Source organism: Rhodococcus sp. NPDC077669, from assembly GCF_040686915.1.
Taxonomy (GTDB): domain Bacteria; phylum Actinomycetota; class Actinomycetes; order Mycobacteriales; family Mycobacteriaceae; genus Rhodococcoides; species Rhodococcoides fascians.
Window position 1 is genome coordinate 1 of record NZ_JBFBMD010000018.1, and the last position, 13,143, is coordinate 13,143.

A 13,143-nucleotide genomic window follows, 5' to 3' on the forward strand; every position below is an offset into this window, starting at 1 on the left:
TAGCCGGTCACAGTGCCCCGCAGCATCATCACAGCCCGTGTGTCACATGTCCGTGGACATCTCGTGTCTCATATGTCCCCAGACTGAACACGTAGCAGGCTACGAAGTTCCACTCACATGGGGCGAAGCCGCTCAGATGGTGCGCGTCAACCGATCGGCGAGCAACTTGGAGAACTTCGCCGGATCCTTCAGCTCGGTTCCCTCGGCGAGAAGTGCCGTCGCATAGAGCAATTCGGCGGTCTCGGCGAGGTGCGGATCGTCGCTGCGATCCTCGCGGGCCTTCTTCAGTCCCGTCACCAGGTCGTGGTTCGGGTTGAGTTCGAGGATGCGCTTGGAGGTCGGCACGAACTGGCCCGAGGCCTTGTACATCTTCTCGAGCTGCGGGGAGAAGCTGAACTCGTCACCGACGACGCAGGCCGGTGACGTCGTCAGGCGCGTCGACAGACGTACCTCCTTGACGTCCTCGCCGAGCGTGTCGGTCAGCCAGGTGAGCAGGTCGGCGAATTCCTTGTCCTGCTCCTCGCGCTTGGCCTCGGACTCCTTCTTCTCCTCTTCGGTGTCGAGGTCCACCTCGCCCTTGGCGATGGACTGGAACGACTTTCCGTCGAAGTCGGTGACGTTGCCGACCCACACCTCGTCGACCGAATCGGTGAGCAGCAGCACCTCGAGACCGCGAGCCTTGAACGCCTCCATGTGCGGCGAGCTCTCGATCTGCTGACGCGATTCGCCCGTCATGTAGTAGATCTGCTGCTGGCCGTCCTTCATCCGGTCCACGTACTCGGCGAGGGTCGTCAGACCCTCTTCGGAGTGGGTGGACGCGAACGACGAGATGCCCAAGAGGGTTTCGCGGTTGTCGGAGTCGGAGATCAGGCCTTCCTTGAGGACCGTGCCGAACTGCGACCACAGCGTCTTGTACTTGTCGGGCTGCTCGCTCTGCAGCTCCTTGACGGTCGAGAGCACCTTCTTGGTCAGGCGACGACGGATCGCGCGGATCTGCCGGTCCTGCTGCAGGATCTCGCGAGAAACGTTGAGCGAGAGGTCCGCTGCGTCGACGACACCCTTGACGAAGCGCAGGTACTCGGGCAGCAGTTCCTGCGAATCGTCCATGATGAACACGCGCTTGACGTACAGGTGTACGCCGGCCTTGCTCTCGCGCATGAACAGGTCGAACGGTGCCTGCGACGGAATGAACAGCAGCGCTTGGTATTCGAACGTGCCCTCGGCCTTGAACGGAATGACCTCGAGCGGCTCGTCCCAGGCGTGGCTGACGTGCTTGTAGAACTCCTTGTATTCCTCCTCGGACACCTCGTCCTTGGAGCGGGTCCACAGCGCCTTCTGTGAGTTGATCGTTTCCGTCTCGATCGTGACGGTGTCCTCGCCGCCTTCCTCTTCGCTCTTGACGCGCTTCTCGACGTCGATGCGAATGGGCCAGGCGATGAAGTCCGAGTACTTCTTGATTAGTTCCTTGATCTTGCGCTCGGACGCGTAGTCGTGGAGGTGGTCTTCCTCGTCGGCGGCCTTGAGAGCCAGCGTGACCGAGGAACCCTGCGGGGCGTCGTCGACGTCGGTGATCTCGTAGGTGCCCTCGCCGGTGGATTCCCACTTGGTGGCGGTGCTCTCGCCGGCCTTGCGGGTGAGGAGCGTGACCTTCTCGGCCACCATGAACGTCGAGTAGAAGCCGATGCCGAACTGGCCGATCAGCTCCTCGGAAGCCGCTGCGTCCTTGGCTTCCTTGAGCTTCTTGCGGACCTCGGCGGTGCCGGACTTGGCGAGCGTGCCGATGAGGTCGATGACCTCCGAGCGCGACATGCCGATGCCGTTGTCCCGGATGGTGAGGGTACGAGCGGAGGAGTCGATGTCGATCTCGATGTGCAGATCCGAGACGTCGACGTCCAGATCCTTGTTGCGGTACGACTCCAGGCGCAGCTTGTCCAGCGCGTCCGAGGAGTTCGAGATCAGTTCACGGAGAAAGCTGTCCTTGTTGGAGTAGATGGAGTGCACCATCAGATCCAGGAGCTGACGCGTCTCCGCCTGGAATTCGAGCTGTTCGGTACTCAATGTCTCCCCTTCTAGCAGCAAAACCGACGCAAATATTCTACGGCAAGGCTACGGGTGAGCTGCGAAGACGTCGGCGCCGCCTACTGTGGTGCCCGTGACGAAGACGAAGTTGGCAGCAGGAGCAACCGCAGCGTTGGGCGGGGCATGGTTGGCGCGTGCGCTGTGGGGGCTTCCGTCGGCCATCGGTGCCAGGAGAGCGCACATCACTCCGTACGCGGCCGGGTCTCCGCGCTACCGCGACCGCCGATTCCACAACTCCGACCCCAGCTCCAGTTACGTCCCGGGTCGCGGCGAGAAGGGGCAGAAGAACATGCTCGTCTCGCTGTTCACCGAGCGAGGTAAGGGCAGGCCGCAGCGGCCGATCCCACTGGCACCGCCGATCGCGCCGGTGGACGCGGGCGAGCTGGCGGTCACCTGGTACGGACATTCGAGTGTGCTCGTCGAGGTCGACGGGTATCGCATTCTGGCCGATCCGGTGTGGAGCAATCGTGTGTCCCCGTCCTCGGTGGTGGGCCCGGCACGGCTGCATCCGACGCCGGTCGACCTGACGGACCTACCTCGGGTCGACGCCATCGTGATCTCCCACGATCATTACGACCACCTGGACAAGGCGACGGTGCAGAAGCTGGCGAGCACGCAGTCGGCTCCCTTCGTCGTGCCCCTGGGCATCGGCGCGCACCTGCGCAAGTGGCGGGTGCCCGAGGAACGCATCATCGAACTCGATTGGGACGAGCAGACGGCGATCGGTGGCCTTACCGTCACGTGCACCGAGGCTCGTCACTTTTCCGGACGCGGCCTGACTCGCGATTCGACGCAGTGGGCGTCCTGGGCGTTCGCCGGTCCGGTACGACGCGTCTTCTTCGGCGGCGACACCGGTTACACACCGAAGTTCGCCGAGATCGGCAGCAAGTACGGACCCTTCGACCTGACGCTTCTTCCGGTCGGGGCCTACGACGTGCGGTGGCCGGACATCCACATGAATCCCGAGGAGGCTGTCACGGCGCACGTCGATCTGACGCCGTCGGGGGTCTTCGTGCCGATCCACTGGGCGACGTTCAACCTGGCGTTCCACCCGTGGTCCGAGCCGATCGTGCGGCTGCACGCCGCCGCGCAGGACGTCGGAGTGCAGGTGGCGGTGCCGATGCCGGGTCAACGCGTCGACGGTACGAGGACCGTGCCCGACGATCGCTGGTGGACCCGTCTGGGCTGAGCCCCACTAGGCAAGGAGTGGAGCCTGCCGGAACGACCCAACTAGGCTGCACGCATGTCTATCGACGCCGATGCACAGCGGGACACCGGGCTGACCGAGGCGGAGGTCGCCGCACTGCGGGCCGAGGGGAAATCGAACGACGTTCCCGCTCGCGCTTCACGCTCGGTTCGCGACATCGTCCGGGGCAATGTGTTCACCCGAATCAACGCGATTCTCGGTGTGCTGCTGATCATCGTGCTCTCGACGGGCTCGGTGATCGATGGCATGTTCGGCCTGTTGATCGTCGCGAACAGTGGCATCGGAATCATTCAGGAGATCCGCGCGAAGCGCACGCTGGATCGGTTGGCCATCGTCGGTCAGAACAAGCCGCAGGTGCGACGCGACGGTGTCTCGCAACAGATTCCGCCCGACGAGGTCGTCCTCGGTGACATCGTCGAACTTGGACCGGGTGATCAGATCGTCGTCGACGGCGAGGTCATCGAGACGGCAAGCCTGGAGATCGACGAGTCGCTGCTCACCGGTGAGGCCGATACGGTGCACAAACTCGAAGCAGCGCAGGTACTTTCGGGCAGCTTCGTCGTCTCGGGCAGTGGGGCCTACCGGGCAACGAAGGTCGGACGCGACGCCTATGCTGCCAAGCTCGCCGAAGAGGCCAGCAAGTTCACCCTGGTCAAGTCCGAGCTGCGCAGCGGTATCGACAAGATCCTGAAATTCATCACCTACCTGATGATTCCGGCCGGGGCGCTGATCATCTACAACCAATTGTTCTCCAGCGGGCAGGCTCTGCGGCCTGCCTTGAACGGTATGGTCGCGGCGCTGGTCCCGATGGTCCCCGAGGGTCTGGTGCTGATGACGTCGATCGCGTTCGCGGTGGGTGTCATCAGGCTCGGGCAACGGCAGTGCCTGGTGCAGGAATTGCCTGCCATCGAGGGGCTCGCGCGCGTCGACGTGGTGTGCGCCGACAAGACCGGCACTCTCACCGAGAACGGCATGCGGCTCTCGGAATTGGTGTTGATCGACGAGCACGACTCCGACTCGGTGCCAAAAGTATTGGCGTCTCTGGCGTACGACGACCCGCGGCCCAATGCCAGTGTGCAGGCCGTAGCCGAGGCGTACCCCGACGCGCCGGGGTGGACGCAGAGCGCGGTGGCCCCGTTCTCCTCGGCCAAGAAGTGGAGCGGTCTGTCGTACGGCGAGCACGGTAACTGGCTGCTCGGTGCCCCGGACGTGTTGCTCGACCCGACCTCGGAGACCGCTCGACAGGCCGAAGATGCCGGCTCCAAGGGTCTGCGGGTACTGCTGCTCGCCAGCAGTGACCTCGCCGTCGACGACACCGCGGCGCCGGGAGTCGTCACCCCGCGGGCTCTGGTGATTCTCGAGCAGAAGGTGCGCGAGGACGCCCGAGACACGTTGGAGTACTTCGCAAGTCAGCACGTTCAGGTCAAGGTCATTTCCGGGGACAACGCCGTGTCGGTCGGCGCGGTCGCCGGCTCGCTCGGACTTCCCGGTGGCGACGCCCCGATCGACGCACGTGACCTGCCCGAGGATTCCGAGCAACTGGCCGACTCCGTGCAGAACTCGACGACGTTCGGCCGCGTTCGGCCGGACCAGAAGCGTGCGATGGTGGGCGCGTTGCAGTCTCGAGGTCATACCGTTGCGATGACCGGTGACGGCGTCAACGATGTGCTCGCATTGAAGGACGCCGATATCGGTGTCTCGATGGGCTCGGGTAGTGCGGCCACGCGTGCCGTCGCGCAGATCGTGTTGTTGGACAACAAGTTCGCCACGCTGCCCTATGTCGTAGGGGAGGGGCGACGCGTCATCGGCAACATCGAGCGCGTGTCCAACCTGTTCCTGACCAAGACCGTGTACTCGGTGTTGCTGGCGTTTCTGATCGGGCTCTCGGGAGTGCTGTCGCAGGTCTTCCATTTCGAGCCGATCCCGTATCCCTTCCTGCCGAGGCACGTGACCATCGCCGCGTGGTTCACCATCGGCATTCCGGCGTTCGTGCTCTCGCTGGCCCCGAACAACGAACGGGCACGCAGCGGGTTCGTCTCGCGGGTGATGCGGTTGGCCGTTCCGTCCGGGTTGATCGTCGGCTCGTGCACGTTCGTGTCGTATCTGCTGGCCTACGCGGGTCCGAACGCCACCGAGACACAGGTGACCCAGGCGAGCACCACCGCACTGATCACGTTGATCATGATCGCGCTGTGGGTCCTGGCCGTCGTCGCGCGGCCGTACACCTGGTGGAAGGTGGTGCTGCTCGCGGGATCCGTCGGCGGATACCTGTTGTTGTTCGCAATCCCGTTCTGCCGCACCTTCTTCAAGCTCGATCCCTCGAACGTCGGTGCCACCACGAGCGCGTTGATCATCGGCGCTGTCGGTATCGCACTCGTCGAGGTCGCCCACCGATTCGGATCGGTACTGCGCAACCGGCAGGAGCGAACGTAAACTGCAGGTGTTCCGTTTCACCCGACTGGCAGGAGAGTTTCATGGGCTTCGCAGACAATTTGAAGGGCATGGTCGACAAGGGCAAGGACCTTGCGGCAGAGAACGCGGACAAGATCGACGACGTCGTGGAGAAGGCCGGGGACTTGATCGACAACAAGACCGGCGGCAAGTACGCGGACAAGATCGACAAGGTGCAGGAAGCAGCCAAGAAGGCAATTCCGGACAAGTAGGTCGATTCGGACCGTCCACCCGGTGTTCGGGTCGTCGGTGGTGCCGTAGGGCGCTGCGGGCGGCAGAATCGGGCGGGTGGACGGACCGGTACTTCTTCTCGTAGTCATCTTCGCGATCGCGGTCGCGGGATTCGCCAAGCGTCTGGACCTGCAGGTCCCGCTCGTTCTGGTGACCGTCGGATCCATCGCATCGTTCGTGCCCGGCGTACCGCACATCAGTCTCTCGCCCCAGCTCATCCTCGGTGTCGTGCTGCCGCCGTTGCTGTACTCCGCGGCGCTGAACTACTCCTTCGTCAGTTTTCGCCGCAACATCGGTCAGATCCTGCGCCTCGGTCTGGTGATGGTGATCGTGACGACCGTGGCCGTCGGGTACTTCGCCAACCTGCTCGTTCCCGAGCTGACCCTGGGCGCGGCCCTCGTGCTCGGTGCCGTCGTGGCCCCACCCGACGCGGTCTCTGCGATCGCCGTCGGCCGCAAGCTCGGCCTGCCCGCGAGAATGATGGCCATCCTCACCGGGGAGAGCCTGGTGAACGACGCGGCTGCGTTGACCTTGTTCACCTTGACCGTTGCGTCGGTGACGGGCAGTCGTATCGAACTCGGCTCACCGGTCCTGTTCTTTCTGTACGAGATCGTCGGCGGCGTGCTGGTCGGATTCGTCCTCTCGCGCATCGTTCGTTTCGTGCGAAACCGGATCGCCGACTCGGCGCTCGAGACGGTGCTCGGACTCGTCCTGCCGTTCGCGGCCTATCTGGCAGCGGAAGAGATTCACGCGTCCGGCGTGTTGGCCGTCGTCACCGCAGGTTTCGTACTGGGCCGTGTCACGGCCGACGTGTCGGTCTCGACCCGGGTGCAGGAGCGCCAGGTGTGGCCGACGGTGGACCTGCTGCTGGAAGCATTCGTGTTCGCGTACATGGGTTTACAGCTGAAGTTCGTCATCTCCGAGGTGCAGCGCGAGGGTCTTCCGGTGCATCACATCTTCGGGTACGCGCTGCTGGTGCTGCTCGTGGTCATCGTCGTTCGTCCGGCCTGGATCTTCTTCAACTCGGGGAGAAACCTGCTCTTTCGCACGGTGTTTCGCCGCGAGGGGGTGGCCGACGGCCTGACGTGGCAGCAGAACCTGGTGCTGTCGTGGGCCGGGATGCGCGGGGTGGTGACTCTCGCCGCAGCCGCGGGTGTTCCGTTCACCACCGTGCTCGGCGACGAATTTCCCGGGCGGGCGGTGATTCAAGCGGTCGCGTTCGTCGTCGCAGTCGGAACGTTGCTGCTGCAGGGCCTGACGCTTCCGCTCCTTATTCGACGATTGGACGTCGCCGATCCACTCGAGCAGCAACGCAACGACAATCAACGATTGCTCTCGCAGGCCATCGCCCGCACGGCTGCCGAGACGTACCTCGAGCGGGCCGCGAAGGACGGTATCTCCGGCGTCGACAGTGATCGGGTAGCCGAGGTGATCGCGCGCGTGCGACGGTCGGTGCGGGCCCGGATGGACGCGGACGAGACCGAGGACCGGGAGAAGCGAATCGCGGCGGCCGGCGCGCTGTTCGACACCCTGCGGCACAATGTCCTGGTCGCGCAGCGGGCCGCACTGATCGCCGCCCGCGACTCGGGGGAGTTGGACGACGAAGCCCTCCGCGCAGTGTTGAATGGTCTGGACGTGGAAGAGATCGCGGCCGAGGCACGCATCGAACGACGCACGACGTAGACGACGAACACAGTGGGAGCGCTGAGACAGTGAGGTCGACCGGACTGGTGGCCGCCGCGGCACTCGTGTTCGCCCTCGCCGCGTGCAGTTCGCCTGCCGTGCCTCTCGTGGCTCCGGCACCCACGTCGAATCCGGCACCCGAGGGCTCCGACCGCGGTTCGATCGTGTCGTCGATGCCGCTCGGTCAGGTCGACATCGGTGTCGCCTTCCTGGGTGGATCCGCCACGAAGATCGTCTACCGCACCACCGACGGCGTCACCGGTGGCGGAACCGAGGCATCGGCAACGGTGTTCGTGCCCAAGGGTTCTGCGCCTGCCGGTGGCTGGCCGATCGTCTCGGTCGGGCACGGCACCACCGGTGTCACCGACGAGTGTGCGCCCTCGCTGTATCCGAACCTGTTGGGCACCATCGGCCTGGTGACGCCGTTCCTCCAGCGCGGCACCGTCGTGGTGGTGACGGATTACCAGGGTCTGGGAACTCCGGGAGATCCGGCGTATCTGAACATCGATGCTGCGGCCTACGACGTCATCGATGCGGTGCGCGCCGCGCGTACCGTGGTGCCCGACGTCGGAACCCGATGGGGTGCCATCGGCACTTCTCAAGGGGGACAAGCAGTCTGGGCCGCTGCCGAGCGCAATGCGGAGTACGGCGACGGTTTGGAACTGGTCGGAGTCGCCGCGCTGTCGCCTGCAGCCGATCTCACGCGATACTTCGCAGCCGACACCGAACAGACCCTGTCCCGTCAGTTGCTGGTGCCGTTTCTCTTCGAGGGTCTGCACGTCACGGATCCGAGCGTCGAGCGCTCGGACTACATCCGCGGCTCCTTCGCCGACAACGTGACCGCGCTGACGGCCTGCAGCGATCTGCTGGGTTTCTCCAAGGCCGACGCGGGTGCCGTCATCGATCCGGCCGATGCCGTCCCGGCCGATGACCGGGCCGCGAATCGTATGACGGACTGGCTCCGATCGGTGGCGCTGCCGACGTCCCGCACCGATGTTCCGCTGTTCGTTCTGGTCGGCGAGCGCGACGACCTGATCGATCCGCAGTGGACTCGCGACGCCGTGGCGAAAGCCTGCGGACTCGGCGACGACGTGGAACTGCGTTCGGAACCCGAGCAGGGGCACGCGGATCTGGCCGCCAACGCGATCGGCGTCGACTGGCTCGTCGAGCGTTTCCTGAACGTGCCCAACTCGACCACCTGCGCACGATGACCGCGGCACTGGCGTGGATGGCGGTGATCGTGGCGGCGATCGTCACCGCCATCGCGCTGATCAGCCTGCGTGGCCGACGCGATCTGACCACCCCGGAGGAGCGCGCGGTTCATGCCACCCTGCATACCGCGTCGTTGGCGGCGAAGCCGCTGCGGAACGGTCTCGATGCCCGCTCGGCTGCCGCCGCTGCTCCCCATCTTCGAGTCCTGACCGGGGCGGATGCATTGGGTATCTGCGATCCGAGTGCGTCGCTGCTGGCCTGGGACGGGCCGTGGCCGGAGTTGACTCCGGCGTTCGTGGAGGCGGCCAGACGCGCCGTCGACGGGCAGCGGCGAGTGCTGGTGCGGCTTCCGCTCGGCTCGATCCACGAGGTCAAAGCACTGGTGGTGCAGCCGTTGATCGACGAGGATTCGCCGGTGGTGGGGGTGCTCGGTGCCGCGGTGGTGGCCGAACCAGGGCCGGGGATGCTCGGGGCCATCGCCGAGGTCGCGCGCTACGCGTTCGGTCAGATCGAACTCGCCGAACTCGACGCATCGCGGGCGCGGTTGGACCGAGCCGAGGTGCGTGCACTCCGGGCCCAGATCAGCCCGCATTTCATCTACAACGCGCTGGGCACCATCGCGTCGTTCGTCCGTACCGACCCGGATCGGGCACGGGAACTGGTGCTCGAATTCGCCGATTTCACCCGGTACTCCTTCCGCAACGCCGGGGAATTCACCGTGCTCGCCGACGAGCTACGCAACATCGATCGGTACCTGACGCTCGAACGGGCCCGGTTCGGCGATTCGCTGCAGGTCACCCTGCAGGTGGCTCCCGAGGTGCTCGGGGTGGCCCTGCCTTTTCTGGCACTGCAGCCGCTGGTGGAGAACGCCGTCCGGCACGGGTTGTCGGGCAAGGCCGACGGCGGTCGCGTCACGATCATCGCCGCCGACGAGGGCACCGACGCCGTGATCAGCATCGAGGACGACGGAGTGGGAATGGACCCCGAGGTACTGCGATCGGGCAGCATGCACACCGAGGATGCGGCCCACGTCGGACTGGCGAACGTGGACGATCGGCTGCGGGCGGCCTTCGGAAACGACTACGGTCTCGTCGTGGACACCGCACCGGGAGCAGGCACGAAAGTGAGCATGCGGGTGCCCAAGTTCAGGCCGGGGGTGCGGGCATGACGCATCCAGCGAACTCCGGTTCGTCGCGCGGGCTGGTCGTGCTGGCGGTCGACGACGAGCGGCCCGCCCTGGACGAGCTGGCTTTCCTGCTGCGCGAGCAGGAGGCCGTGGCCGAGGTGCACACCGCGCAGGACGCGACCACCGCCCTGCGCCAACTCAAGCAGACCTCCGGTCAATCCGTGGTCGATGCAGTGTTCCTCGACATCAACATGCCCGGCCTCGACGGCCTCGAGCTCGCCGGAATCCTGTCGGCGTTCGCTCGGCCACCTGCGGTCGTGTTCGTCACCGCGCACGACGATCGGGCATTGGCTGCCTTCGATCTGGGCGCGGTGGACTACCTCCTCAAGCCGTTGCGCGACGACCGCTTGGCCGAGGCCGTCCGACGGGTTCTGCTTGCCCGTCGTCGGCCCGCCGAGTCGGGCGAATCGGCTGCCGACGAGGTCATCCCGGTCGAGCTCGGTGGAACCACCACGCTGGTACACCGGTCGTCGGTGGCATGGGTGGAGGCCGACGGTGACTACGCGCGGCTGCACACCGCCACCGGTTCGCACCTGGTGCGAATTCCCATCTCGGCTCTCGAAAGTCGTTGGGCCGATGCCGGTTTCCTGCGAGTGCATCGTTCGTATCTGGTTTCGCTTTCGTTGGTCACCGGAATCAGAAGCGTCGGTTCGGGCTTGGTGGTGTGTCTGCGCGCCACCGGCGCGCTGCCGGCCTGTGAACTCCCGGTGAGCCGGCGGCACACCAGAGAACTGAAGGACCGGCTCGTGCGCGGTCCGCTGCAGTCGTGGTCGTCACGGTGACGAGAGGTGCGCGGTGAGTCAGCCGCACCGGGAGCGGGTGGTGCTCTCGCAGCGCCGCGGCGCGCGCCTGGTGCGCACCCGCGTCGAGGTGCAGGAGCAAACCGAGGTGGGCGACGCGCTGGTGCGAAGCCTGGTGCGTGCGCAACTCCTGCTGTCGCTGCGCCTGGCAGTGATGACGTTGTCGATCCTGTTCGCGATTCCCCTGTTGGGCATGCTGCTCACCCGTTTCACCGATGTCGCGCCGTTCGGTATCGGGTTGCCGTGGTTGCTGCTGGGGGTGGCCATCTATCCGTTGCTGTTCGGCGTCGGCCGCGCGTACGTGCGCCGCGCCGAGCGTAACGAGGCCGAGTTCGTCGGCCTGGTCGAGGACTAGGCGCCGGTGAACGGATCGATACCCGTCGCGACACTGATTGCGTTGATCGTGGCCGCGGTGGCAACTGTCGGCATCGGTGTCTACGGAGTTCGATTGGCCCGCACCACGTCCGACTTCCTGGTGGCCTCGCGGACCGTCGGACCGCGGTGGAACGCCGCGGCCATCAGTGGCGAGTACCTTTCTGCCGCATCGTTTCTCGGTGTTGCCGGTCTCATCGCCAAGTACGGTGCCGATGCGCTGTGGTATCCCGTCGGCTTCACGGCAGGCTATCTCGGTCTACTGCTCTTCGTCGCCGCCCCACTGCGCAGGAGCGGTGCGTACACGGTGCCCGACTTCGTCGAATTCCGGCTCGGCGCACCATGGTTGCGTACCGTGGCCATGCTCGTGGTGGTGGTGATCTGCGCGCTGTATCTGGTGCCGCAGTTCCAGGGCGCAGGCCTGACGCTGAACATCCTCCTCGGGGTGCCGGGCTGGGTGGGAGCACTCGCGGTCGGTCTGATCGTCATCGCGAACGTCGTCGGCGGCGGAATGCGCTCGATCACCTTCGTGCAGGCGTTCCAGTACTGGCTCAAGCTCACCGCGATCGCCATCCCTGCGCTGGTGTTGACCGTCCACTTCGTCGCCGACGACCGCAGCGTCGGTACCGCGGCCCCGCCGACCGTCGCCGAGCAGACCCGGGTCGACATCACCACCGACGTGCTCGTGCAGGTCGACTCGCCGATCGTGGTGTCCGTGGCAGGAACCCTGGACGAGCAGAGCGTCGACGGACGTGTGACTCTCGATGCCGGCGAACACCGGCTCGGGTCCGGGACACTGCTCACCCTCGACGCAGGCTCGCCGGTTCCGGTAGTCGCCGGCGCGCCGACCACCGACCGCGCCTGGGCGATGCCCGGCGGGGGACTGGGCGGTCAGCACCCGCTCTACCAGGTGTATTCACTGATCCTGGCCACGTTCCTCGGCACCCTCGGGCTGCCGCACGTGCTGGTGCGGTTCTACACCAACCCCGACGGCCGAGCCGCGCGATTGACCTCGCTGACCGTGCTGGCGCTGCTCGGCACGTTCTATCTGTTCCCGACGGTCCTCGGAGTGTTCGCCCGGCTCTACGTGCCGCAACTGCTCATCACCGGTGCCTCCGACGCCGCAGTGTTGCTGCTGCCCGGCTCCGTGCTGTCGGGGGTACCCGGCCAGCTGCTGGCCGCACTCGTCGCCGCCGGTGCTATCGCCGCCTTCCTGTCCACGTCGTCCGGCCTGCTGGTCAGCATCGCGGGTGTCCTGAGCACCGACGTGCTCTCGGGCAAGGTCCGAGACTTTCGTGTCGCGGCCGTCCTTGCCGGCGCAGTGCCACTTGCACTGTCGATCGGCGTTGTCTCACTGGATCTCTCGCGTACCGTCGGGCTCGTGTTCGCCGTCGCCGCGTCCACGCTGTGTCCGCTGCTCGTGCTCGGCATCTGGTGGCGCGGACTCACCGCAGCAGGAGCCGCGGCCGGGCTGTTCCTCGGCGGCGGACTCTCCCTCGTCGCCGCGTCGATCTCCGTCGTCACCCCCATCTCCGACGGCGTCCTCGGGGGCTGGGCGGCAGCGATACTCGGCTACCCGGCCGCGGTCAGCGTTCCCGTGGCCTTCGCCGCGATGATCGTCGTCAGCCTCGCCACCCGGCGAACAGTGCCGTCGGACATCTCCCGAATCTTCGCCCGATTGCACCTGCCCGAAGGCCTCGACATGGGCAAAGACCGAGAGCGCGAGCTGTAGCGAGAGGAGGCCGTTCGTCGGGTCTGCGCTACCGCTCGTCGCACACTCCCGCAGCCCGTCGTGTGATCGACGCCACCCCCTGATGTTGTGACCTGACTCTCACTACTGTTCCGAGTCAGCTACAGCTCACATCTACTTCAGGAGTCCAAGGTGACCGCACCGGAAACCAATTCGCCACCGGACGCGCAAG

10 protein-coding genes are annotated in these 13,143 nt (G+C 65.7%); 9 read left to right on the top strand and 1 reads right to left on the bottom strand.

What is annotated here, in order from left to right; all coding sequences use genetic code 11:
• Positions 1-132: 132 nt before the first annotated feature.
• Positions 133-2,058 (bottom strand): molecular chaperone HtpG, encoded by a 1,926-nt coding sequence (gene htpG, locus AB0P23_RS18560; RefSeq protein WP_032373086.1) that lies wholly within the window; start codon positions 2,056-2,058, stop codon positions 133-135.
• Between the two features lie 94 nt (positions 2,059-2,152).
• Between htpG and AB0P23_RS18565 the strand changes: the two genes are divergently transcribed.
• The 9 genes from AB0P23_RS18565 to AB0P23_RS18605 all read left to right on the top strand — a co-directional run bounded on the left by AB0P23_RS18565 (position 2,153) and on the right by AB0P23_RS18605 (position 12,953).
• Complete coding sequence (locus AB0P23_RS18565; protein WP_363798738.1) at positions 2,153-3,268, top strand: MBL fold metallo-hydrolase; 1,116 nt, start codon at positions 2,153-2,155, stop codon at positions 3,266-3,268.
• Positions 3,269-3,322: 54 nt separating this feature from the next.
• Positions 3,323-5,719 carry an HAD-IC family P-type ATPase gene (locus AB0P23_RS18570; RefSeq protein WP_032373085.1) on the top strand — a complete coding sequence of 799 codons (2,397 nt, stop codon included), beginning with the start codon at positions 3,323-3,325 and terminating at the stop codon, positions 5,717-5,719.
• 41 nt (positions 5,720-5,760) lie between these two features.
• Complete coding sequence (locus AB0P23_RS18575) at positions 5,761-5,949, top strand: antitoxin (RefSeq protein WP_032373084.1); 189 nt, start codon at positions 5,761-5,763, stop codon at positions 5,947-5,949.
• Positions 5,950-6,025: 76 nt separating this feature from the next.
• Positions 6,026-7,651 (top strand): Na+/H+ antiporter, encoded by a 1,626-nt coding sequence (locus tag AB0P23_RS18580; protein WP_032373083.1) that lies wholly within the window; start codon positions 6,026-6,028, stop codon positions 7,649-7,651.
• 29 nt (positions 7,652-7,680) lie between these two features.
• Positions 7,681-8,862, top strand: coding sequence for an alpha/beta hydrolase (locus AB0P23_RS18585; protein WP_283542362.1), 1,182 nt, complete (start codon positions 7,681-7,683; stop codon positions 8,860-8,862).
• Positions 8,859-10,031 carry a histidine kinase gene (locus tag AB0P23_RS18590; RefSeq protein ID WP_206498762.1) on the top strand — a complete coding sequence of 391 codons (1,173 nt, stop codon included), beginning with the start codon at positions 8,859-8,861 and terminating at the stop codon, positions 10,029-10,031. Before AB0P23_RS18585 ends, AB0P23_RS18590 begins: the two co-directional genes overlap by 4 nt.
• Entirely contained in the window at positions 10,028-10,831 is an 804-nt protein-coding gene (locus tag AB0P23_RS18595) for a LytTR family DNA-binding domain-containing protein (protein ID WP_206498763.1), read from the top strand. The genes AB0P23_RS18590 and AB0P23_RS18595 overlap by 4 nt, the downstream gene beginning before the upstream one ends.
• A 13-nt stretch (positions 10,832-10,844) precedes the next feature.
• Entirely contained in the window at positions 10,845-11,204 is a 360-nt protein-coding gene (locus AB0P23_RS18600; protein ID WP_027495968.1) for a hypothetical protein, read from the top strand.
• Positions 11,205-11,210: 6 nt separating this feature from the next.
• On the top strand, positions 11,211-12,953 hold the full coding sequence (locus AB0P23_RS18605) for a cation acetate symporter (RefSeq protein ID WP_032399855.1): 1,743 nt from the start codon (positions 11,211-11,213) through the stop codon (positions 12,951-12,953).
• Positions 12,954-13,143: the final 190 nt, after the last annotated feature.

Coding starts and splice junctions, on each gene's coding strand:
- AB0P23_RS18570 (WP_032373085.1), top strand. CDS start 3,323: ATGTCTATCGACGCCGATGCACAGCGGGACACCGGGCTGACCGAGGCG.
- AB0P23_RS18590 (WP_206498762.1), top strand. CDS start 8,859: ATGACCGCGGCACTGGCGTGGATGGCGGTGATCGTGGCGGCGATCGTC.
- AB0P23_RS18575 (WP_032373084.1), top strand. CDS start 5,761: ATGGGCTTCGCAGACAATTTGAAGGGCATGGTCGACAAGGGCAAGGAC.
- AB0P23_RS18595 (WP_206498763.1), top strand. CDS start 10,028: ATGACGCATCCAGCGAACTCCGGTTCGTCGCGCGGGCTGGTCGTGCTG.